General features: G+C 42.4%; 18 protein-coding genes and 1 riboswitch. Of the genes, 10 read left to right on the top strand and 8 right to left on the bottom strand.

Annotated elements, in window-relative coordinates; genetic code table 11:
- The first annotated feature begins 324 nt into the window (after nucleotides 1-324).
- A riboswitch (TPP riboswitch) is annotated at nucleotides 325-452 on the top strand.
- A 99-nt stretch (nucleotides 453-551) separates the two neighbouring features.
- The 9 genes from thiS (at nucleotide 552) to purE (ending at nucleotide 9,681) form a co-directional block, all read left to right on the top strand.
- Complete coding sequence (thiS, locus tag ACVBDY_RS13460; protein WP_447175986.1) at nucleotides 552-785, top strand: sulfur carrier protein ThiS; 234 nt, start codon at nucleotides 552-554, stop codon at nucleotides 783-785.
- Between the two features lie 46 nt (nucleotides 786-831).
- Nucleotides 832-2,667 carry a phosphomethylpyrimidine synthase ThiC gene (gene thiC / locus ACVBDY_RS13455; RefSeq protein ID WP_447175985.1) on the top strand — a complete coding sequence of 612 codons (1,836 nt, stop codon included), beginning with the start codon at nucleotides 832-834 and terminating at the stop codon, nucleotides 2,665-2,667.
- A 41-nt stretch (nucleotides 2,668-2,708) separates the two neighbouring features.
- Entirely contained in the window at nucleotides 2,709-3,350 is a 642-nt protein-coding gene (locus ACVBDY_RS13450) for a thiamine phosphate synthase (RefSeq protein ID WP_447175984.1), read from the top strand.
- Nucleotides 3,347-4,771 (top strand): thiamine phosphate synthase, encoded by a 1,425-nt coding sequence (locus ACVBDY_RS13445; RefSeq protein WP_447175983.1) that lies wholly within the window; start codon nucleotides 3,347-3,349, stop codon nucleotides 4,769-4,771. The genes ACVBDY_RS13450 and ACVBDY_RS13445 overlap by 4 nt, the downstream gene beginning before the upstream one ends.
- Nucleotides 4,772-4,778: 7 nt before the next feature.
- Nucleotides 4,779-5,552, top strand: a complete 774-nt coding sequence (locus ACVBDY_RS13440) for a thiazole synthase (RefSeq protein ID WP_447175982.1) — start codon at nucleotides 4,779-4,781, stop codon at nucleotides 5,550-5,552.
- A 26-nt stretch (nucleotides 5,553-5,578) separates the two neighbouring features.
- Nucleotides 5,579-6,745, top strand: coding sequence for a 2-iminoacetate synthase ThiH (thiH, locus tag ACVBDY_RS13435; RefSeq protein ID WP_447175981.1), 1,167 nt, complete (start codon nucleotides 5,579-5,581; stop codon nucleotides 6,743-6,745).
- A 65-nt stretch (nucleotides 6,746-6,810) separates the two neighbouring features.
- Nucleotides 6,811-7,908 carry a molybdopterin-synthase adenylyltransferase MoeB gene (gene moeB, locus ACVBDY_RS13430; RefSeq protein ID WP_447175980.1) on the top strand — a complete coding sequence of 366 codons (1,098 nt, stop codon included), beginning with the start codon at nucleotides 6,811-6,813 and terminating at the stop codon, nucleotides 7,906-7,908.
- A 44-nt stretch (nucleotides 7,909-7,952) separates the two neighbouring features.
- A complete protein-coding gene (locus tag ACVBDY_RS13425; RefSeq protein ID WP_447175979.1) occupies nucleotides 7,953-9,116 on the top strand; it encodes a 5-(carboxyamino)imidazole ribonucleotide synthase in 1,164 nt (387 codons plus the stop codon).
- Nucleotides 9,117-9,195: 79 nt separating this feature from the next.
- A complete protein-coding gene (gene purE, locus ACVBDY_RS13420) occupies nucleotides 9,196-9,681 on the top strand; it encodes a 5-(carboxyamino)imidazole ribonucleotide mutase (RefSeq protein WP_447175978.1) in 486 nt (161 codons plus the stop codon).
- A gap of 36 nt (nucleotides 9,682-9,717) precedes the next feature.
- Here purE and ACVBDY_RS13415 read toward each other — a convergent pair whose 3' ends face one another.
- From ACVBDY_RS13415 to ACVBDY_RS13380, 8 genes are all read right to left on the bottom strand, one after another.
- Nucleotides 9,718-10,635 carry a thiopeptide-type bacteriocin biosynthesis protein gene (locus ACVBDY_RS13415; protein WP_447175977.1) on the bottom strand — a complete coding sequence of 306 codons (918 nt, stop codon included), beginning with the start codon at nucleotides 10,633-10,635 and terminating at the stop codon, nucleotides 9,718-9,720.
- Nucleotides 10,625-12,868 carry a lantibiotic dehydratase family protein gene (locus tag ACVBDY_RS13410; RefSeq protein ID WP_447175976.1) on the bottom strand — a complete coding sequence of 748 codons (2,244 nt, stop codon included), beginning with the start codon at nucleotides 12,866-12,868 and terminating at the stop codon, nucleotides 10,625-10,627. The genes ACVBDY_RS13415 and ACVBDY_RS13410 overlap by 11 nt, the downstream gene beginning before the upstream one ends.
- Before the next feature lie 64 nt (nucleotides 12,869-12,932).
- Complete coding sequence (locus ACVBDY_RS13405) at nucleotides 12,933-14,141, bottom strand: lanthionine synthetase C family protein (protein ID WP_447175975.1); 1,209 nt, start codon at nucleotides 14,139-14,141, stop codon at nucleotides 12,933-12,935.
- Nucleotides 14,142-14,817: 676 nt separating this feature from the next.
- The gene (locus tag ACVBDY_RS13400; protein ID WP_447175974.1) at nucleotides 14,818-15,021 is read right to left on the bottom strand and encodes a hypothetical protein; all 204 of its coding nucleotides are present in this window, start codon (nucleotides 15,019-15,021) and stop codon (nucleotides 14,818-14,820) included.
- A 15-nt stretch (nucleotides 15,022-15,036) separates the two neighbouring features.
- Nucleotides 15,037-15,207, bottom strand: coding sequence for a class I lanthipeptide (locus tag ACVBDY_RS13395; protein WP_447175973.1), 171 nt, complete (start codon nucleotides 15,205-15,207; stop codon nucleotides 15,037-15,039).
- A 476-nt stretch (nucleotides 15,208-15,683) separates the two neighbouring features.
- Complete coding sequence (locus tag ACVBDY_RS13390) at nucleotides 15,684-15,836, bottom strand: hypothetical protein (protein WP_170164599.1); 153 nt, start codon at nucleotides 15,834-15,836, stop codon at nucleotides 15,684-15,686.
- Between the two features lie 53 nt (nucleotides 15,837-15,889).
- Nucleotides 15,890-17,209: an HlyD family secretion protein gene (locus ACVBDY_RS13385; RefSeq protein WP_447175972.1), complete on the bottom strand. Its 1,320-nt coding sequence runs from the start codon at nucleotides 17,207-17,209 to the stop codon at nucleotides 15,890-15,892.
- Between the two features lie 33 nt (nucleotides 17,210-17,242).
- Nucleotides 17,243-19,444 (bottom strand): peptidase domain-containing ABC transporter, encoded by a 2,202-nt coding sequence (locus ACVBDY_RS13380; protein WP_447175971.1) that lies wholly within the window; start codon nucleotides 19,442-19,444, stop codon nucleotides 17,243-17,245.
- Between the two features lie 511 nt (nucleotides 19,445-19,955).
- Here ACVBDY_RS13380 and ACVBDY_RS13375 point away from each other — a divergent pair.
- Nucleotides 19,956-22,973 carry a SusC/RagA family TonB-linked outer membrane protein gene (locus ACVBDY_RS13375; protein WP_447175970.1) on the top strand — a complete coding sequence of 1,006 codons (3,018 nt, stop codon included), beginning with the start codon at nucleotides 19,956-19,958 and terminating at the stop codon, nucleotides 22,971-22,973.
- Nucleotides 22,974-22,979: the final 6 nt, after the last annotated feature.

Raw genomic sequence — 22,979 nt, 5'->3', positions numbered from 1 at the left:
ACAAACTTTTTACAACATTTTTTAAAAGAACTTTTTCCGCTTATCTATCCGCACACCCTACCCCCAAAAGCGGCTGCAAATATAAAACCCCTTCCCCTCCAAATCCAAATATTTTTGAACCTTTTTATCCCTTTTTTATAGCCACAGTGAAGATGAAGTAGTTAGGGGGTAATATTTCTCATTTTTTATCTACCTCACATCTTATATTATGCATCTGGTTTTCCTCAAAACCCAAAAACGACTATAGATACATCGTGTTTTTCTTTCCTATTATATACCTGGTTACTTCTTTTTTATCCCCATAATTTTTATATACCTTTGTAACAAGAACTTTAGGGGTGCTTTACACTCCACACCCGAATACAATATAACGGGTTTGGAAATAAGGCTGAGAAATACCCTCGGAACCTGATCCGGATAATACCGGCGAAGGGAAAAGGCGAATATTGTACTTTCTGAAAAAGATAAATCCGTTGCCCGGATTTTGTTTTCACATATTCTTACCTGCCAGAAGCATTTCCTATTGTTCCTGAAACTTTAAAACAAAAAGTATGGAAACAATAACGGTAAATGTAAACGACAAAGCTGTTTCTTTAGCTCTGCAAAGCACCATTGCAGACCTCATCCGGCACATGGTCATTCCGCCACAAGGTATTGCCATAGCCCTGACCACATCCTCCAAAGAAGAATTTTCTAGAGAAATCATCCCGCGAAAACAATGGACAAACTACATCTTGTCCGACAAGCAGGATATTCTCATCATCAAAGCGACCCAGGGAGGATAATTTTATCATCATTCCTCTTTATTCCGTATAACTTAAAAACTTTCCAATGAAAAAAGACAAAACACCGGGCAAACAGATCATCACCAGGACTCCTTTGCCTAACTCCAGAAAAGTATATGTTCCCGGGACCTTATATCCCGATATCCGCATCCCGATGCGGGAAATAACCCTGAGCGATTCCAAACACTCTCTTACCGGAGCCACGGAAAGCAATCCGCCGGTAACCGTATATGATACCAGCGGACCTTTTACTGATCCTTCCATGACTATCGATGTGGAAAAAGGTATACCTCCTGTTCGTAACCAATGGATCGCTTCCAGAGGTGACGTGGAGCAATTGCCGGAGTTCAGTTCGGCATATTCCAATAAAAGACTTTATAATACAGATCTTGATACCCTTCGCTTTAAACATATCCGAAAACCCTTATGTGCCAGGCCGGGACAGAATGTAACCCAGATGCATTATGCCAAAAAGGGGATCATTACCCCGGAAATGGAATTCATAGCCATACGGGAAAACCAGAAATTACAGGAAATACAGCAACTCTCGCTACAACATCCCGGAAATAGCTGGGGGGCCGCGATCCCGAAAGTTATCACTCCGGAATTCGTACGGGACGAAGTAGCCAAAGGAAGGGCCGTTATCCCCAACAATATCAACCATCCTGAAAGCGAGCCTATGATCATAGGGCGCAACTTCCTCGTTAAAATAAATGCCAACATCGGCAATTCTGCCGTAACCTCCAATATAGAGGAGGAAGTGGAAAAAGCCGTATGGGCCTGTCGCTGGGGCGCCGATACTATTATGGACCTTTCTACCGGGAAAAACATACACGAAACCCGCGAATGGATACTCCGTAACTCCCCTGTTCCCATAGGTACCGTTCCCATCTACCAGGCCCTGGAAAAAGTTAACGGAATAGCCGAGGACCTTACCTGGGACATCTTCCGGGACACTCTTATAGAACAGGCCGAACAGGGAGTAGACTATTTTACCATTCACGCCGGTGTATTGCTGCGCTACATCCCGATGACCGCCAAACGGGTAACCGGTATAGTTTCCAGGGGAGGCTCTATTATGGCTAAATGGTGTCTTGCACATCATAAGGAAAGCTTCTTATATACACATTTCGAGGAAATATGCGAGATTATGAAGGCTTACGATGTGTCTTTCTCTCTCGGGGACGGTCTGCGTCCCGGAAGCCTTGCGGATGCTAATGACGAAGCCCAGTTTGCCGAACTGGAAACCCTGGGGGAGTTAACCAAAATAGCATGGAAGCACGACGTTCAGACCATCATCGAAGGACCGGGACATGTGCCGATGCATATGATAAAAGAGAATATGGATAAGCAGCTCACCGCTTGCGGAGAGGCTCCCTTTTACACACTCGGGCCACTCACTACGGATATTGCTCCCGGGTACGACCATATTACTTCGGGTATTGGTGCAGCTATGATCGGTTGGTACGGCACAGCCATGTTATGTTATGTAACTCCCAAGGAGCACCTCGGACTCCCTAATAAAGAGGACGTAAAAATCGGGGTTATTACTTATAAGATAGCTGCCCATGCTGCGGACCTTGCCAAAGGACATCCGGGAGCGCAGTACAGGGACGATGCCTTGAGTAAAGCCAGATTTGAATTCCGCTGGGAAGATCAGTTCAACCTGTCGCTCGACCCCGATACCGCCCGTGAATTCCACGATGAGACCCTGCCCGCCGAAGGCGCCAAGGTTGCCCACTTCTGCTCCATGTGCGGCCCGAAATTCTGCTCGATGAAAATATCCCAGGAAATACGTGACCTGGAAGAGCAGAAAATCACGGATGGTATGAAAGAAAAAGCCAAAGAGTTCACGGATAAAGGGAGTGAAATCTATTTATAATCATCATACGCCATTGATAAAACGAAAGAGAAGCTAACCATATGTTCGAACTCATTGTAATAACCAAACCTGAAACTTCCCCGGACGACACACCGGATATCATCCGCATGTTTCAAAAAGGGTTGGCCGTGCTTCACCTCCGGAAACCGGAAATGAACAGGAAAGAAATGGCCGGTTTTCTGAACAACATACCGGAGATATACCATCCGGGAATTGTTATCCATAGTCATTACGAACTCAGGCGGGATTACCATGTAAAAGGAATACATCTTCCGGAAGGAATACGGGAAAATGGTAAGGAAGATATTGAAACATTACCGGACAAGTACCGGAATGAGGGGTTCTCCGTAAGTACATCTTTCCATTCTTTGGAAATTTTGAGATCCTATGGGGAACATCCCTTCAATTATGCCTTTTTAAGCCCTGTTTTTGACAGTATTTCCAAAGCGGGGTATAAAGGGCGTTGTTTTGATATCTCTGGGGAAAGAATATCATTCCCGGTCATAGCCCTGGGAGGAATTACTCCCTGGAATATTTCCGACATATCGAAAACCGGATTTTCCGGGGCCGCCGTCCTGGGCTATATATGGAATGCCAAAAACCCGGTAAAGGCTTTTTCCCAGTTTCCGGAAACAGCGCCGAATATCATTAATATGAAAAGTATAGAACCCGTAAGACAATGATGAAGCCTTATATACTTACTATCGCAGGACATGACCCCTGTGGTGGTGCTGGAATGACAGCAGATATCGAAACTGTACAAAATCTGGGAGGTAAAGGACTGAGTGTTTGCACAGCACTAACGGTACAGAACGATCTCACATTTAAAAAATGTATCTGGACCGACATGGGACTTATCCTGGAGCAACTGGAATTGCTTATGGATAGTTATCCGGTACAGGTTGCCAAAATCGGTATTATGGAGAATATGGAGATTATGCATAAGATCCTCGGTCTTCTGCGATATAAAAATCCTGGTATACGCATTATCTGGGACCCTGTTTTAAAATCCGGCAGTGGCTACGCGTTTCACGATAGTATAAAACTTACGGAATTATACGAAATCCTGGAACAATGTTACCTCATTACCCCGAATTATGATGAGATCAAAGTCCTTTCCGGAAGCCGGAATATTGCTGAGACCATTGCCGAAATATCTTCCCGTTGTCATTTGTTCCTGAAGGGAGGGCACCGGGATGAGCGCAGGGGCACGGATATCCTGTACAGAAAAGATTCCCTTTCCCAGGAATTTCCGCCCAGGGAAATTCTCAACATCGACCGGCACGGAAGTGGATGTGTGCTTTCTACAGCTATAGCCACCTATCTTGCGCAGGGATATTCCCTGGAAAAATCATGTGAACTTGCCAAAGAATACACATACCGTTTTCTTCTTGACGGTTTGCAGGAAACAAAACCGGGAAGGCTGTCTTTGCAATATATTTCCCAGGGACAAACTCCGGATGAGCACCTGGAGCATATACGGAATGTTTGCCTGTCCGGCGGTAAATGGATACAGCTTCGGATGAAAGATTATACGGAAAGGGATATCTTGAAAACAGCCTTTCAAGCCCAGGACATATGCAAACAATATGACGCCAAGTTACTTATCGACGACCATGTATCTATTGCCAAAGCTACGGGAGCGGACGGTGTTCACTTAGGAAAAAACGATCTGCCGCCGGGAGCAGCCCGAAAAATCCTCGGCCCCGGTTTTATTATCGGGGGGACAGCAAATACTATAGAAGATATAGAGGAACTAGCTCGTGAAAAAGTAGATTATATAGGCCTGGGTCCTTTCCGGTTCACCACTACAAAGAAAAACCTCAGCCCGGTGCTGGGTATCGAAAGATATTCCCGTATTATGGAAGAAGTAAAGCTAAAAAAAATAGATATTCCCATTATAGCCATAGGAGGAATTACCGGGGAAGATATTGTTCCTATCCTGAAAACCGGGATTTCCGGAATAGCTGTTTCCGGACTTTTAACACAAAAGGACAACGGAAATAAAAGCTTCGATCTGGAAAAGACCATTGCTATCCTACAGGATTATTTTCAAAGAACAACGAACAATACCGGCACGGTTTCCGCCTCCGTCAAAAAATGACAATATTATGAACGACACATTAATTATAGCAGAAAGAGAATTCACATCCCGTCTTTTTATAGGCACGGGAAAATTCAGTTCCGCAAGTCTGATGAAGGAAGCTGTTTTGACTTCGGAAAGTGAACTTGCCACGGTTGCCCTGAAAAGGGTAAACCCCGAAGACAAGTCAGAAGACATACACACTTCTCTCCTGGAAACAGGAATAAACCTGTTGCCCAACACCTCGGGGGTACGAACGGCCAAAGAAGCTGTATTTGCCGCGCAACTGGCAAGGGAAGCCCTGGAAACCAACTGGATAAAACTGGAAATCCATCCGGACCCGAAATACCTGTTACCCGACCCGATAGAAACCCTGCTGGCGGCAGAAGAACTGGTAAAACAGGGGTTTATTGTTATGCCTTATATTCATGCCGACCCGGTTTTGTGCAAACGTCTTGAAGAAGTAGGATCTCAGTGTGTTATGCCACTGGGAGCCCCGATAGGCAGTAACAAAGGATTAAAAACTCTGGATTTCCTGGAGATCATCATAGAACAAAGTAATGTACCGGTAATTGTGGATGCTGGAATAGGAAGCCCTTCCCATGCCGCCGCCGCTATGGAGATCGGAGCAGATGCCGTATTGGTCAATACCGCCATTGCAGTCGCAGGAGACCCCATAATTATGGCTCATGCTTTTAAACTGGCCATTCAGGCAGGAAGAATTGCTTATAATGCCAGCTTAGCCCAGATAAGACCACAGGCAGAGGCAAGCAGTCCTTTAACCTCGTTTCTTACCGAATAATCACAAACTTCAGGAAGTAAAAGAATATGTCCGTAACACTCAAAAACAGCAAAAACACGGTTCCGTCCGGAAACAAAACAGAGGAGAACCTTTTCTATGATATCTTCCGGAAATACCAATGGAAAGACATAGAAGCGGAAATCTATTCGAAAACCGCATCGGAAGTTCAGGAGGCACTACACAAGACCCGACGAAACCTGGAGGATTTCAAGGCTCTCATTTCTCCTGCCGCCAAACCTTTCCTGGAACAAATGGCCGGGGAGAGTATGCAAATCACACAACGCCGTTTCGGAAAAGTGATACAGATGTATGCACCCATGTACCTGTCTAACGAATGCCAGAACATCTGCACCTATTGCGGGTTCAGCCTTACCAACAAAATCCCCCGGAGGACCTTGACAGATGAAGAAATACTCCGGGAAGCAGATTTTCTGAAGAGTAAAGGGTATGACCACATATTACTCGTTACCGGGGAAGCTAACAAAACAGTGGGAGTACCTTACCTGAAAAATGCCATCCGGCTGATCCGTCCGTACTTTTCCAATATCAGTATTGAAGTGCAGCCCCTGGACACGGAAGAATACCGGGAACTGATAGAAGAAGGTCTTTATGCCGTATTAGTCTACCAGGAAACATATCACGAGGAATGTTATAAAATCCATCATCCGAAGGGTAAAAAATCGAATTTTCAATATCGCCTGGACACTCCTGACCGGCTGGGGAAAGCCGGTATACACAAAACAGGTCTAGGTGCACTGTTCGGGCTGGAAGACTGGAGAACGGACAGTTTTTTTACCGTACTCCATCTCAAATACCTGCAAAAAAAATATTGGAAAACACGATATTCCATTTCCTTTCCACGATTACGCCCGCATTCTGGAGGACTGGAACCTAAAGTCATTATGGCGGATTCTGACCTCGCCCAACTTATTTTCGCTTACCGAATGCTGGACGAAGATGTGGAACTTTCTCTTTCTACAAGGGAAAACATGAATTTCAGAAACAATATTATCAAGCTGGGAATAAATTCCATCAGTGCGGAATCCAAAACCAATCCCGGAGGTTATGTGGTAGACCCGCAATCGCTGGAGCAATTCGAAATTTCTGATGAGAGAAGTACGGAAGAGATAGCCGGTATGATCAGAAGCCAAGAGTACGAAGTGGTATGGAAGGATTGGGAAAAGGGATATTAACATAAACCAATATCTTCTTTACTATATTGAATTATGTAAATTTGTAAATATATCGAATAAAGTTTATGTTTTCCACAGCCGAAAAAGAACAATACCACAGGCAACTCATCCTGAAGGAGATCGGGAAAGAAGGACAGGCCAGATTAAAAGAATCCAGGGTCCTGGTCATAGGTTCCGGCGGATTGGGCTCTGCCATACTCCCCTATCTCACTGCCGCGGGTGTGGGGCATATAGGCATTATAGACCACGATACGGTAGATCTTTCCAACCTCCACCGCCAGGTTTTGTTTACGGTAAATGACATTGGACTAAACAAAGCCGTTACTGCTTCGGAAAAATTATCCGGATTAAATCCTCATATCGCGATAATCCCGTATCCGACTGCACTCACTAAAGAAAATGCGCTGGAATTGTTTTCTTCCTATGATATTATTGTAGACGGATCGGACAACTTTCCCACCCGTTATCTCGTCAATGATGCTGCTGTGATCTGCAACAAACCGGTAGTTTTCGGTTCCATATTTAAATTCGAGGGGCAGGTGTCCGTATTTAATTACCAGGACGGGCCTACTTATCGCTGTCTTTTCCCTGATCCGCCACCACCCGGGACTTCTCCTAATTGTTCGGAAATAGGTGTTCTCGGTGTTTTACCTGGTATTGTAGGCACTATACAGGCCAATGAAGTCATAAAAATTATCTGCGGTATCGGAGAAGTGTTAAGCGGAAAGCTATTTACCATTGACTGCCTGACCATGCAGACACGGGTGCTACAGTTCCGGAAAAATGTCTTTGAAATTCCCGAAGGACTCTACGATGTGGAATATGCCTGTATTAATGAAAACGGCATTGTATCTGAAATTACCATCGGGGATATTACAAAAAACATCCCGGAAAACCTGGTTATTATTGATGTGCGAACAAAAGAGGAGCGGGAAATTTCGAAGATCGGTATCCTTTTCCCCGAATATACCGATCTGCATATCCCGCTGGATGAATTAACCGGGAGATTCCCGGACATCCCTAAAAACAAACATATTGTCTTTTACTGCCAGAGTGGTGCACGAAGCTTACAGGGTGCACAATGGTACTCCCGTGAGTATCCTTCTGAACAGGTTTCAAGTCTTCAGGGCGGACTTAATTCGGTACCGAATTCCGTAAACTGAAACAAATAACTATTTTTGCGGAGGAAAATACAAACACAAAATAGATGAACTACTTTTCTTCCGATTTTAAACTGGGTATACTCGGTGGCGGGCAGCTAGGCAAAATGTTGTTATATGAAACCCGGAAATACGACATATATACTTGTGTTCTGGACCCCAGTGGCGATGCACCCGGCCGAATTGCCTGCAATGAGTTCGCCACCGGCGATCTTATGGACTTCGATACGGTTTATGAATTCGGGAAGAAGGTAGACGTACTGACTTTCGAAATTGAAAATGTTAACGTCAGCGCTCTTGAAAAACTGGAAAAGGAGGGAGTAAAAGTCTTTCCTTCCCCTGCCACCCTAAAGATTATTCAAAACAAGGCCACACAGAAATTATTTTATGTGGACCACGATATCCCTACAGCTCCGTTTGCGAGGTTTGCATATACCAGTGAAATCCTCACTGCCCTTGAAAATGGGAGTATCCGTTTTCCCTTTGTCTGGAAAAGCGCACAATTTGGCTATGACGGGAAAGGTGTAAAAGTGGTTCGCACGTACTCCGACCTTGACGATCTGCCTAATGTGGAATGCATTGCGGAAGAAATGATCCCGTTTAAAAACGAACTTGCCGTTATTGTTGCCAGGAATGCCAAAGGTAAAGTGACGACATATCCTGTAGTGGAAATGGAGTTCCACCCTACAGCAAACCAGGTAGAATATGTCATATGTCCGGCAAGGATAGATGCGCAAGTTGCGGAAAGGGCACAACTGGTAGCCTTACGGGTTTCCGACGCCTATAAGCATGTTGGCCTTTTGGCGGTGGAAATGTTCCAGACACAAAACAATGATATATTGGTCAATGAAGTTGCTCCCCGTCCGCACAATAGCGGGCATTATAGTATCGAAGCCAGTTATACGAACCAGTTTGAACAACATTTAAGAGCCATCCTGGGATTACCTTTGGGCAATACGGCTAGTAAAGTAGGCGGTATCATGGTTAACCTCACCGGGGAAGAAGGATATACGGGAAAGGTGAAATACCAGAATATAGAGGACATTATGAAAATGGATGGTGTTACCCCGCATATCTATGGCAAAAAAGAAACCAGGCCTTTCCGGAAAATGGGGCATGTTACTATAGTGAACAAAGACATTGACAAGGCCAGGGAAATTGCTGAAAAAGTGAAGGATACTATAAAAGTGGTGAGCCACGATCTTTTTTAGCACATTAAAAATCATCTAACTATATTTCGGTAAGGCATTCGTCACCAGACAGATTTCCGGAATACAAAAAACAAGTCGAATGAGCAAAGTAGCTGTTATCATGGGAAGCACGAGCGACCTGCCAGTAATGCAGGACGCTATAGATATTCTAAAAGGTTTTGATATTGAGGTGGAAGTGGATATTGTTTCCGCGCACAGGACCCCGGAAAAAATGTTCGATTTCGGGAAAAACGCCCATGAAAGAGGGATTTCGGTTATTATAGCAGGTGCCGGGGGTGCTGCACACCTTCCCGGAATGGTTGCTTCTCTCTCTCCCCTGCCTGTTATCGGGGTACCAGTGAAGAGCAGTAATTCCATTGACGGTTGGGATTCCGTACTGTCTATCCTTCAAATGCCCGGAGGGGTTCCCGTTGCTACTGTAGCGTTGAACGGGGCGAAAAACGCAGGTATCCTTGCCGCACAGATCATAGGCAGCAGTGATAAATGTGTCCTAGACAAGGTATTGGTTTATAAGGAAGGGTTGAAGAGTAAAGTTATCGAAGGAGCCAAAAGCGTCAAACAATAAGAAAACAAAAGGGCTTAAAAAAGGCCCTTTTTTGTTTTACGACAGCACCTTTTTAGCAACCTCCGTTTTCTGCTTTTTGGCTATGGAAGACCGGTAATAACGGTACAGAAAATCATAACAGACCATTTCGTGCATGCGGTTTTTGGATTTAAACAAACGGTTCATCAGCATGTGAATGTAGCTCCCCATCAGATCGTTGAGCGGAACTTCCAATGTTTTCTCTTTGTTATGCTTTAATATTTCCCGAACTACAGGGATAATACACTTATTTTTCTGCTCTAATATTTCCAGTATCGGGGCATAGTCCGGATTATCTTCTGCCCGGAACACCATAAATTCATCTATTTTTTTCCTTTGTTCGCGATATTTACCGTCCAGTTGTTTCTTCAAAGGCCTTCCCATCCCGAATTCTTCGCCAAAGCCTGTTTTCAGCATTTCCATTATATGGAGTTTTTCCTCTTCGGAGTACATAAAACTATCCAAAAGGGAATCCATTGCACGCATGGAAAACAGCCATCGTAACTCCTCTCCTTCGTCTCCTTCTATCATACTGAGAAATTCCGCTATCATTTCACTGTCATAAAAAAACAGGGATTCTGCCAGTTCCATAGTATTATTCCCATAACGTTCCAGTTCCCGCTTGTATGTATCCACCTGTATTTTCCATACCAGGTCCTTATCTGTAAAATCCCGGAACAATGGAAGGAGGCTGTTGATTATTATGGCAATGTTCTCCGGAGTATTATAGTGAAAGCGAACCCGGAGATGGTGTTTAGGATCGGAATAACGGATAAAAAACCATTTGTCAATAATTCCTTCTTTTACAAGTTTACCGGCAATCGGCCGGATAGCTTCGGTAAGTATAATATCGGAAGTTTTAGGGCCGGTGTATATTTTATAAAACAGCCAGCTATCGCCGAGAATAAAATTGCGTTGTGTAGGTTTACTGTCCATTTGTCAATCTTTCATTATTATAAAAGGAAAGTACCACCTGGTTGGCATAATGGTGTTTCTTTCCGTCTTTTATCTTTCCTTCTTTGGCAAAGAAAAATTCCGTCAGTTTAAAGCCTGCCCTCTTCCTAACCGTATCCAGTAACATCCGGACCGAAGTAAGGTTATTAAAGTTAATCAATAATTCATTATCCCCATCGGTAAGCATAGCGTATTGCGGAATTTTTCTTTCTTTACAGAGTTCTTCGGTAACTTTCTTTAACTTCTCATCATCTTTTTCCTGTTTTTTAAGAGGCTCTATATCTTCTTTTTTAAGGTTCCAGGTAGCTTCGGAGAGGATCAGGTTTTTATATTCTACACGGGGTATAAAAGCGTATTCGTCCACAAAAGGCCCTAGGTTAAAGCCTACGCCCGATCGCAGTCCTTGGGTCTGCATATCACATAGAAAATGATAAATAGGCAGGGAATTGGAGCTGTAATTGTGGGCATTTGTAAGGTGTGGCACTATTTCTTTTCCGAGTTTTTCCGATCTCAACCGTACCTTCCTTCCAAATTTTACCGAAATACGAAGATCTGCTATAGGTAATTGCCCTTCTTCCGGTAGCACGGATTTGGCAAGATAGGGAATTTCATATTTTCTGAATGCCGGACGCATCAGTATATTGCCTACCCTCGATTCGGGCAAATGTACTACTTCGGCTAGTATCCTGTCTTTATTTACACTGGCTTCCGTATCGATGATCTGCTGTGTATACGCGTTCAGTTTTTCATCTCCATGACAAAAACGCCCTAATAAATTAGCCGCACTGGAACCGCCCGCACCACTAAATCGGAATTTTTCTTCAGCACCTTCTTCAACAATTTCTATCATGGTGGAAACAGTATCCGGCAAATCCTGCCAGTTCTCCTCAAAGTCTTTAAAATCTTCATCCCGAAGCGTAATACAATATTCTCCCCGTCCTATGGCATATACCAATTTCTTTTGCAATATACTGTGTACCCCGCTCCAACGAATCTCCGAAACTTCGTGCTTAGCTTTCTTTCCGGGGATCATAAGGTCATCGACCAGCGGATTTACATCTCCCGCTCCCTGGTCCTGCTTATAACCGATCCCCATTTCCACATCCAATGCTTTCGACAAAGGCACCTCCCGCTCTTCAAAACGCTCATAAAAAGCCGTCTTGAACTGGTCCAGCAAAGTGTTTTTGGGAGGGAGGGTTATTTTATTGAGAAAAGTTATTCCTCTTTTCACCGTATCCACTACGGAGGTATCCAGGATATTTTTCTCCGTTCTCACGATCATATCGGTCTGGAACAGGTATTTCAGTTCAAAACCGGTTCCCAGTTGCTTCAGAAATTCACTGAGTTCTATATATTTTTCGGGAGGATTTCCTATAGCTTTATCCAGCTCATCGATCCGGGAATCCACCTCATCAAGTATGTTCAGTAACTCTTTCGTACCTTGTAATCTTCCGAGCACACCTTTAATCTGTTCTGAAAACTCCGGCCCGGAAACCGACGGCTCCAGTTCACTTATTAAAAGCTGGCTTTCCACCAGCTCTTCCAGGAACCCGGCAGCCTCCTCATATGTAATTTCATCGTCAATAAGAATTCGGGCAAGGTCTTTTAGTAAAGCTCCCTTAGCCGCCATTTCAAGTACTCCGGAAAGGTATTCCGAATCGTCAACAGCCACAATATGATGATGTCTTTTACTGTTTACATACTTGTATTCTATATAACGCAATTGATCACCCGCACGATAAATACTGGAATTGGGATAGAATAGTAACTGCTCCCGAATGTCACTATTTTTGACGAGATCCTGAGACAAGGCTACCAGGTAATTCATATCCAGTCTCGTATGTCTTTGATTTCTGCCTGATCCCTGAAGTTCTATTGTTGTTGTTTCACCTAATTCCCCTACATTGCATCCTGCAAAAAGGCCAAAAGGCGTGCACCGCGAAGACATGCGGGATAAGTATTTGAGAAAGGAGCAGACCAGCTTATTTTTTTTCTTCTCATCGGTTATTTCATCCTTTTCCCATCGGCATAGTTCTTCATAGAGCGGTGGAGATGCCAGAAATACGGCTTCACGTATTACCGTGTTTTTGAGTAACTCCTTTAATTTTTGATCGGAAATACTTTCCTCTCCGGTAAGGTCTTTATAAAAATTGAAAGGAAATAACGGTGTCCGCAATACAAAACCGGGAAAGTTTTGGTATGGGTTATTGTTCATTGTTCAGGTTTTGGGCTTAAATTATAATTTAAAAATACGATTTTCTATTTTTCCGGGTATGTTATTACCCTATCATCAAACATTCATCCCAGGAGTTGTCTCCCGACAAGTGGCTAATAATACTGAGCCCTATCCCGGCAATACCTTCGAGGAGATTAATCTCTCCTTTCCATTCTCCGTCCTGTCCTTTCCACTGCTTATACCCGGCATACCCATCCTCATGGATTGCCTTTTCAAGACCATCGGCTATCCAGAAAACTGCTGCTTCACGGAAGATTTCTTCTCCTGTTTCGGCATACATGCGATTAAATATCTGGGCATTGCCATAAGAACCGTGACATAAGCCTGCATCTTTTACCATATGGCTTTCCGGGGAAGTTCTTTTGGCTGAATGCCGGAGAATTTCCAAAGCAGTCTCCCCTAATTTTTCATCCTGAAGACTTTTAGATGTCTGCCATAAGGAAACACCCACGCCGAGATCTCCATAACACCATGCTAAACGACTTGTACTGTCTTCTTCGTTCTCATCTTTTACCCAGCTGGGAAACAGGGAAATGATATCGGGGTCCTTATTTTTACAACTCAATATATATTCGGCACCTCCTTTCAGCATATCCCGTACCTCAATCCGGAATACTTCATATTTATATAATCGGGATAAAAAATTTATAATACTGGACATCCCATGCGATAAACTCAGATTGTATCCCTTTTCACCCGTCTCTGCAAAGAGAACAGAAAACCATTTTGTGGTATTTCCTTCCGTTTCTCCAAGTTCCTTTAACTGAGCTACAAGCTCCAGAAGGTGATTTTCATATCGTTTTTTTTGTTCCGGGGAATTGGTATTTTCATATCGTTTCAAAAAATAAAATCCATATCCCAATGCCCCATGTAAAAAATCGTAATTCCCGTCTTTCATGTCGGAAATCATAACGTTGTGAAGGTACGGATCGAGTTCGGCAAGTAATTCATCACTTTCCGCATCCATAAAATCCTGCTGTTCCAGGTGGTCGAGCACCCACCCGGTTCCGGCAAGACCGGAACAATAAGTCGGAAACCCATACCCGTCGTTAATGCGTTCGATACAGTCGGTAAGAACTTCCACGCCCGCATCGGCAAATTCATCAGTGTCCGTATATTTAGCATAATAAAAATGAAACAAGGCAATACCGGCCATTCCGGCAAGCACTCCCGTTTGATCACTTTCTTTGTGTTTTTCTTTTAGAATTTGATTTATTTCCTCCAGTTTGTGATGAAAAAGTTGTTCTTCCATGCATACATATATTGAATGACTTATTTATTATTGTATTTTGACCAAATTAAGTAAACTGTTTTTTAAGAGCAAATGATGTAGAGAATGGAACTCTCTTACACATGGTCTTAATGGATTGTAAAACCCGGATTTGTAATAAAACAATATTCTATTTGTACAAGAACACTCCTCTGTCAACCAAGTACGATTAGTTTTATTTCCAAACACAAGCAAAGCTATATTGAAATTAATCAAATATAGCTTTGAATCTAATAAGTAAGGTTCAGATTACATCCTTACATAGAAGGACCACATATTCTGCAATGAATAGGATCGGTCACGGGATGTACATCTGTTGTACAATTATACTCCGTCACACATCCACCGGTTCCACAATCATTTATAGCACAGGTATTATACTCATGCGTATTACAACCAATTGCAGTTTCCCATCCTCCTTTTATACCATACAACTTGAATATTTTTCGTTTTTAATGATAAGCTTTCCGGTGAGTTTCCGTTTTCAGAATATTTCTTTGATTTTTGGTTACTACTCTTACAATTTATAAAAATTAAACAAAAACACATCGTAATTATTACAATTTAACGCAAAAAAACCACCTCAGGTTTTCAATCTTAAGGTGGCAGTATTCAACATTTATATTCAAAAACAATATTCGCTACTAAGCAAGTGGCTTTACGGGCATCCCCCGGTAGTCCCTCCGCAATTGCCATCTCCCGTAACGGGATCACAGACTTTCATTGTTGCGGGGTTACAAACAGGTTGCCATGTATATCCACAACCATAACTAATCCAATCCCCTCCTTTGATATTCTCCGAATGGAGAGCGGATATGGTTTGTTTATTTAATTTCAGGGTTTTTAGGGTTCTTTTTTTCATAATAGTAAGGTCTTTTTAATTATTGCATACTGTGGGGCATGGCTCTTTTAAAGATTGGGTAGGCCCGGGGCAGCTTGCACAACTAATCCCGGTTTCCCCGCCTAAAATTTCATTGGCAGTTTTCCGATCCAGGCGGCTAATCACTTTTTTGTTCAGATTGAGGTTTTTTAAATTCTTTTTTTTCATGGTAATTAAATTAATGGTTAACATGTAAGGAAAAGATCAGAATACTCATTCTCATCTGCATTTTTACCATTCGTGACAGACATCGGACATGGTAAATAATGGGACTATCCAACACATGGCCGGGCCACACTACACTCAGGAGGCCATGAGCCTGTACAAGCAGGACTAGTCCAGTTTTCTCCACCTTTTAATTTGTCCGGGGTAAAACCGGAAATCGTCTTTTTGTTAAGTTTGAGTGATTTTAGACTTCTTTTTTTCATAGGAAAAATGTTTGGGTTCGGTTGAAAGCAGGGCGAAGTAAAAAATATCCCGGCATTGTATTGCCAAATATTCTGTGAGATATGACAAAATATACCATTCTATTCCGGACGACCTCTATATAGAAGAAAATCCTGAATGGAAATTCTTTGTTTCTTCCTGCAACACAAAAAATAAAATAAAAAAATCTCCCCGGAACGGGGAAATTAAGAGTCGGTTTAACCGATACAAGGTCTTGCGGCTGAACATGCCGGTGGCCAGGAATCTCCGCAACCATAGGTGGGCCAGTCCCCTCCTTTTACTTTTTCCGGATTGAAACCAGAAATTGTTTTCTTGTTCAGCTTTAAGGATTTAAGACTTCTTTTTTTCATGATGATTAACATTTAAGATTTGGACTTCCAATATAGAAAAAAAATAACAAATCTTAAGTGTTACGTGAAAATATTTTTGTTAATTGATAAAAAATCCGCTGCATTACACTGAGTTCTTCGGTGATAATCTCTGCATTTCCCTGCATTTCCTGGCGGAACTCCAGTTTTTTATCAAACGAGGTCTCCAGGCTATCCACACTGACATAAATAGAATACATGGCTTCGCCTTTTTTTGGCACAGCTGATATATCCACAATTTTTCCGCTAAGCCCTCCCCATTCTTCATAAGGATAATTATCCAGTTTTATAATTACTTTTTGCCCTACTTTAACTTTACCGGAATTCTGTACCGGCATGGTAACCTGCCCTATCAGGGAATCTGTCTCTTCCGGAACTATGGTAAACAGAATATCTCCTGCCTTAACATTCTGGTATTTGTGCCTTATGTCAAACATAGACACTTTACCTTTCATCGGACTCTTTAATACGTAAGTAAGTTCCCAGTTATGTATTTCGTTCTTCAGGGTTTCGAGCCCTCCTTCAAGATCTTGCCGGTAACTATAAGTGAGTTCCTCTCCGGTGATGGTAGATTGTGTCTTATTGCCACTCAATGAAGCTATGGCAATACGTGTATTGGATATTGAACTTTTAAGGTTTTCATATCGTTGTTTGTCCGCAAGATATCCACGGGAAATCGATTCAAATTCGGAACGGGAGATCACTCCTTTGTCCAACAATTCTTTATTACGCGCATATTTCGACTCTGAAAAAGCCAGTTCCTGGGCAAAAAGATCCATTTGATTCTGTTGCTTTGTCAAGAGATCGTATTGTTCTTCTATCTGTTGTGTAGCAGCTACAATTTCATTTTTATTCGGCTCCAGCAGATGAAAAAGGACATATTTCTGATATTGGGAAGCAAAATTGGAATAAGCCAGGCGGATACTTCCCAGTTGAAGATGCGGCGGAAAGACCTTCGGTATGGAATCCGGCGGAATTAATGTCGGGGTAAAATCCGTAAGCCTTTTTTTCAACCAGTAAACATCTCTCAGGTTGGCTGTGTTCTCCACTTCCGCTAAGATCTCATTTTCTTCCACAGACTGGTCTGCCTCAACATACAACCCGGTAAGTTTTCCTGCACTATTAGCCTGGATATATGCCGGGGGGGTTTTGGTAGTGATGGTTATACGGGCTGAAATTATGTCGTCATAGCTTATCAGTGCACTACCAACGATAAGAACGAAAACTATAATAAAAACCACGGTGGTCCCCCAGCTAATCATCCAATTGGGCGCTTCTCCCAGAATTTCCTGAACCTGATCGGAACGTTCGTCCAGGAAATCGATCTTTTTCTTTTTATTTTTGGTTTCGCTCATAGGTATTTCCAAACAGATTTGAAAGGCATAGCATTACTCTCCCAGTTCTAACTGATTTTTTACCAGGGTGAAATACGCTCCTTTTTTCTTCGCGAGTTCTTTGTGTGTCCCCTGCTCTATTATTTTCCCTTTTTCCAGGACTATGATCTGATCTGCATTTTTGACGGTACTCAGCCGATGTGCAACAATAACCACAGTCTTCCCTTTGTAAAATTCTTCCAGGTTTTCCATAATAGTTTTTTCATTGTTTGCATCCAGCGCACTGGTAGCTTCGTCAAAAAAAATGTATTTGGGATCTTTATATACGGAACGGGCAATAAGAATACGCTGCCTTTGTCCACCACTGATGTTTACACCACTGGACCCTATTTTGGTATTGTATCCCGATGGTTGCTCTTCGATAAAATCTTCGATGTTCGCTACACTTACGGCATGTATCAACCTCTCTTTACTGATAACACCTTCCGAATCCGATTCCGTTATGTTCCGCGATATGGTATCGCCAAACAGAAAACCGTCCTGCATAACGGAACCACATGCCCTTCTCCAAATTGTAGTGTTCAGGTTTTTTAATCTAATGTTCCCGACCTGTATAATGCCTTCTGAAGGTTCGTAAAACCGAAGAAGGAGTTTAATCAGCGTGGTTTTTCCGCTTCCGCTTGCTCCCACAATCGCCGTAACCTTTCCTTCGGGTATCTCAAAATTAAGGTTGTCCAAAACCAACGGGGAAGATTGCCCTCCGTACCGAAAACTTACATCCCGAAACTTAATACTCTTGTTTTCCGGAAGGTCTGTTATATTGTCTTCAAACGGATCCTCTTCATCTTCTTTCGAATGTATTTCGGCCAATCTCTCCAGACTTATTTTAGCATCCTGTCCACTTTGGATGAAGGTAATAAAGTTATTAATAGGCAGATTCAACTGTCCTATTATATATTGAACGGACAGCATCATACCCAGGGTAAGGTCACCATCTATAACCGACTTTGCCGCTATAAAGGTTATAAGGATATTTTTTAATTCGTTCAGGAAGCGTCCTCCGGTATTCTGGGTTTGGGATAGTGACAGGCCTTTTATGGATATCTTGAATAGTCGTACCTGAATAGCCTCCCATTCCCATCGCCTTCGCCGCTCTGATCCGTTCAGTTTTATTTCCTGCATCCCGGATATCAGCTGGTACAGGCTGCTCTGGTTATCGGAAGACTGATCGAAACGCTTATAATCCAGCTCCGCCCGTTTTTTCATGAAAAGTAAAGTCCAGCCTATATACAGGATCGACCCAAACAGAAAAACAAGAAATATACTGAGGTTGTAATAAGCCAGTATTACCCCGAAGATCACCACATTAAAAGCAGAGAACAAGGTGTTTAAGGTGGTTGTCGACAAAAAATTCTGTATCCGGTTATGATCGTAAATACGCTGGATGATATCTCCTGTATTCTTGGAATCAAAAAACGCGATAGGCAGGCGCATCAACTTAATGAGAAAATCGGAAATAAGATTGATATTGACCCTGCTGGTTACATGCAAAAGTATCCATCCGCGAATAAGCTCTACGGTGGTTTGAGAAATAAACAGTGTTAATTGTGCGACAAGAACAAGGTAAACAAAATTCAGATTCTGGTAATTAATCCCATAGTCTACTACTGCCTGGGTAAGGAAGGGAAATATCAACTGAAGTAAACTCCCCACCAGCAATCCCAGGATCAACTGTGTCAAATGTTTTTTATACGGTTTGAAATACCAGAACAGGAATTTAAAGCCATACTCGGTCTTTACATCCCTTCCGCTTTCGTAAAAATTGGGTGTCGGTTCCAGTAAAAGCAGGTAGCCTTCATCTTCAATATCCGCATTTTTGCCTATCCAACCGGATATAAATTCTCTTTTATCATATTTAACAAGCCCATGAGCCGGATCGGCAACGTATACCTGTCCTTTTTTTATAGCATAAACTACCACAAAATGCCGCTGTCTCCAATGCGCTATGCAAGGCAAGGGCGCTTCTTCTTCCAGAGTCTTGAAATCAATGCTTACTGCCAGCGAATGAAAACCAATGCTTTCGGCAGCTTCCGCAATTCCTCCGAGAGACACTCCTTCTCGTGTAATATTCGCCTTCCGGCGTAAAAAATCGGTAGCATAAGACCTTCCGTAATACCTGGCTATCATTCGAAGACAGGTTGGACCACAATCCATTTGATCCAGCTGCCTGTAAAACGGAAATTTCTTTAGGTTCATAAATAGGTTTTAGTAAGCAGAACTCCTTTTTGTATCGGGCAAGGAATTGTGTTCAGTTTACTAAAATAAAAAAAAGTAGAGAAGTATGTACTAAAAGGTTATAACTATGAGAGCAGGTTATTTATAATTCTTCCTGAATGTGTCCTTCAAAATATTAAAGTACAAAGGCTTATACTTTTATAATAAGTAATTTGATATATTAAAGAAACTCTTATTATCCTATAATTACCCTTTTTATCCATATAACGACCTCTATATTACATCCTCAGTCGAATATATTAAACCTTAAAAAGTATTCTTTACAGGATTCTCTCCGGCACATCCGTTAATTTCCTACTCATAAAAGAGTAATCAATAAAACACACTAAAATAGATAATAATTATAATTTAATAAGCAAATTTTTACTAAAAACAAACATAAAAAATATTAATTTAAGTTAATTTAACTAAATACTTGCACATTCAAATCTATTTTTAGACTTTTAACCCGGCTAATTCAAATAATTAAAAAATGAGAACAAAGTTTAGTAGATCACTTACGCTACTACTGGCGTTTGTTGTGCATCTTTCTTTTGCACAGGAAAAAACGATTACAGGAAATGTAACAGATGCAGATGGCCTACCTCTTCCAGGGGTAAACATACTGGTAAAAGGAACATCTGCAGGAACTCAAACCGATTTTGACGGTAATTACTCTATCAGTGCGGAAACAGGTAAAACCCTGATCTACACCTACATCGGAATGGAAACTGTAGAAAGACAAATCGGTGAAAGCAGTGCTATCAATATAAAAATGACGGAAAGTGCACAAACACTGGATGAAGTCATTATAGTTGGATATGGTACGCAAAGCAAACGAAAACTTACAGACAATATTGCCAAACTAACCGCAGATGATATTTCGGAAATTCCAACTCCCAGTTTACAAAATTCCCTTTCAGGAAAAGCTGCCGGAGTACAAGTTACACAAACTAACGGTAAGGTAGAAGGCGGAATTAATATTCGTATTCGCGGGGTAGCCAGTATAGGCGCTGGCGCAGAGCCACTTTATGTACTGGATGGGATACCACTTATAAATGATAACGAATCGAGTACAGACGCCCCCACTAACCCGTTAATTACACTTAGTCCCAATGAAATAGAATCCATAGACATTTTAAAGGATGCATCTGCATCCGCTATTTACGGATCGAGAGGCGCTAACGGGGTAGTCCTTATTACCACAAAAAAAGGAAAAGCAGGAAAAAGCACGCTTTCCCTTAATATGTCTCACGGAGTCAGCAGACCAACCAATAAACGGGAATGGCTTAACTCAAGTGAATATATTGAACTATTCACAGAAGCCAATATAAACACTTACGGAGAAGAAGACGGTCGTACTAATGCCGAAGGAGTGTTCGATTATCTGGCTGCAGGGGCCGACTGGCGAAATGGGGAAATAGATACGGATTGGCAGGACCTGGCTTTCCAAAACGGATATACTACAAATACAGATTTATCTCTTTCCGGAGGTAATGAAAAAACAATCTATTTCTTTTCCGGTGCGTACAACGACACCAAAGGTATAGTACGAGGAAATGAACTGGAACGAATTACAGCCAGAATCAACCTCACGCATCAATTATCGGATAAATTTCGAACAGGGGCCAATATGAGCTTTTCGAGAACAAAAATAGACAGGATAGCTAACGACAATGCCTTCGTTACCCCATTACAGGCTATCGCTCAATCTCCTCTGTCTCCGGCCTATCTCGAAGACGGGGAACCAAATCCTAATACCTTGTATGCCAATTTCCTGCTTCAGGACAGACACGCGTTTTACAACACCGTGATCCGGAGATTGACGGGAAGAGCTTTTGGAGAATATCAATTTTTACCTTCCCTTAAATTCAATTCAGATTTCGGATATGACCTATATTATCAAACCGAGGATAGCTTCACCGGAAGTCAGGCACCTTTCCAATCCACTAACGGAGAAGCTTTTGCTGCCAGCTTGGGAACAGAATCTTACGTATTCAGTAACTATTTTACTTTTTCCAAAAATTTCGGAAGCATACATGACTTAGAAGTCGTTGCAGGTATGGAATACAACAACACCAACAGGCGTTATCAAAGTGTAACCGGAATCCAGTTTCCAGGTGACGATTTTCAAACCATAGACGGAGCTGCAGAAATTACTGCAGGCGAAGGCAGTAACACCAGACATACATTCCTATCTTATTTTGCCAGAGCAACCTATTCCTTATATGACAAATATTTACTGAAAGCCAGTATACGAAGAGATGGTTCTTCACGATTTGGTAAAGACAAGCAATTTGGCACCTTCTCTGCATTGTCCGCAGGATGGATAATTTCTGAAGAAGATTTCCTGGCAGGGTCTGACGTATTGTCTTTCCTGAAGCTAAGGGCAAGTTGGGGGCAAACAGGGAATGCCAATATAGATAATTTCGCTTCGAGAGGACTTTTCGGACCTATCTCCTATAATCAACGTCCGGGAATAGCCCCTACACAGGCAGAGAATCCGTTCCTGACTTGGGAAAAAGTTGATCAGTATGATATAGGTATAGAATACGGCTTTCTCAATAATCGTATTTCTGGTGAAATAGATTATTACAAGAAAAAATCAGACGGACTTCTTTTGGCCAATCCTCTTCCATTGACTTCCGGCTTGACGGAAATACAGAGAAACACGGGATTAATGGAAAATTCCGGAGTGGAATTCGTGCTGAACACAAAGAATATTGTGAAAGATAACTTCACCTGGAATACAAGCTTTAACCTGGCCAGAAACAAAAACGAGGTCAAGGAATTACCGGATGATGGCGCAGATATCATTTCGGGGCAAAACATTATACGAGAAGGAGAAGCTCTGAATGCCTTTTATCTTTTAGAATACGCCGGAGTTGACCCGGAAAACGGAGATGCCTTATTCTTCACCAACACCATAAATGAAGATGGCAACCTCAGCAAAGAAACCACTAATAACCCGAATAACGCAAGAAGGATTGTAACAGGACAACCCTTTGCCACATGGATAGGAGGGCTTACCAACACTATTCTCTTTAATGGATTTGACTTCAGCTTCACTTTCCAGGGAGAATGGGGGGCAAGCATATATAATGCCGGGGGATTATACCAATCATCCAACGGGGACTATTGGGACAATCAGAGCAGAGATCAATTGAAAAGATGGCAACAGCCAGGAGATATTACCGATGTTCCCCAGGCCCGTTTTTTCGGATCTAACGGGGTAACACATTCAACACGTTATCTGCAAGAAGCAGATTTCATACGATTGAGAAACCTCACTTTAGGCTATACCATACCTCAAAGCGCTGTGGATAAAATGGGGTTGAGTAAATTAAGGGTATATTTTTCCGGCTTCAACTTACTGACCTTCACCAATTATGAAGGATATGATCCTGAAGCAAGAAGCGATGCCGGAGATACCGCCGCAGGCCAGGGAATTGACTTTTATTCCGCTCCCGCCGCTTCCACTTATTCTATTGGCGTAAATATCAACTTCTAAAAACAA

The organism is Sinomicrobium halophytocola (assembly GCF_052983395.1).
The sequence above is the reverse complement of the archived record's forward strand: the minus strand, read 5'-3'. Positions and strand labels throughout refer to the sequence as shown.

Coding starts and splice junctions, on each gene's coding strand:
- thiS (WP_447175986.1), top strand. CDS start 552: ATGGAAACAATAACGGTAAATGTAAACGACAAAGCTGTTTCTTTAGCT.
- thiC (WP_447175985.1), top strand. CDS start 832: ATGAAAAAAGACAAAACACCGGGCAAACAGATCATCACCAGGACTCCT.
- ACVBDY_RS13450 (WP_447175984.1), top strand. CDS start 2,709: ATGTTCGAACTCATTGTAATAACCAAACCTGAAACTTCCCCGGACGAC.
- ACVBDY_RS13445 (WP_447175983.1), top strand. CDS start 3,347: ATGATGAAGCCTTATATACTTACTATCGCAGGACATGACCCCTGTGGT.
- ACVBDY_RS13440 (WP_447175982.1), top strand. CDS start 4,779: ATGAACGACACATTAATTATAGCAGAAAGAGAATTCACATCCCGTCTT.
- thiH (WP_447175981.1), top strand. CDS start 5,579: ATGTCCGTAACACTCAAAAACAGCAAAAACACGGTTCCGTCCGGAAAC.
- moeB (WP_447175980.1), top strand. CDS start 6,811: ATGTTTTCCACAGCCGAAAAAGAACAATACCACAGGCAACTCATCCTG.
- ACVBDY_RS13425 (WP_447175979.1), top strand. CDS start 7,953: ATGAACTACTTTTCTTCCGATTTTAAACTGGGTATACTCGGTGGCGGG.
- purE (WP_447175978.1), top strand. CDS start 9,196: ATGAGCAAAGTAGCTGTTATCATGGGAAGCACGAGCGACCTGCCAGTA.
- ACVBDY_RS13415 (WP_447175977.1), bottom strand. CDS start 10,635: ATGGACAGTAAACCTACACAACGCAATTTTATTCTCGGCGATAGCTGG.
- ACVBDY_RS13410 (WP_447175976.1), bottom strand. CDS start 12,868: ATGAACAATAACCCATACCAAAACTTTCCCGGTTTTGTATTGCGGACA.
- ACVBDY_RS13405 (WP_447175975.1), bottom strand. CDS start 14,141: ATGGAAGAACAACTTTTTCATCACAAACTGGAGGAAATAAATCAAATT.
- ACVBDY_RS13400 (WP_447175974.1), bottom strand. CDS start 15,021: ATGAAAAAAAGAACCCTAAAAACCCTGAAATTAAATAAACAAACCATA.
- ACVBDY_RS13395 (WP_447175973.1), bottom strand. CDS start 15,207: ATGAAAAAAAAGAATTTAAAAAACCTCAATCTGAACAAAAAAGTGATT.
- ACVBDY_RS13390 (WP_170164599.1), bottom strand. CDS start 15,836: ATGAAAAAAAGAAGTCTTAAATCCTTAAAGCTGAACAAGAAAACAATT.
- ACVBDY_RS13385 (WP_447175972.1), bottom strand. CDS start 17,209: ATGAGCGAAACCAAAAATAAAAAGAAAAAGATCGATTTCCTGGACGAA.
- ACVBDY_RS13380 (WP_447175971.1), bottom strand. CDS start 19,444: ATGAACCTAAAGAAATTTCCGTTTTACAGGCAGCTGGATCAAATGGAT.
- ACVBDY_RS13375 (WP_447175970.1), top strand. CDS start 19,956: ATGAGAACAAAGTTTAGTAGATCACTTACGCTACTACTGGCGTTTGTT.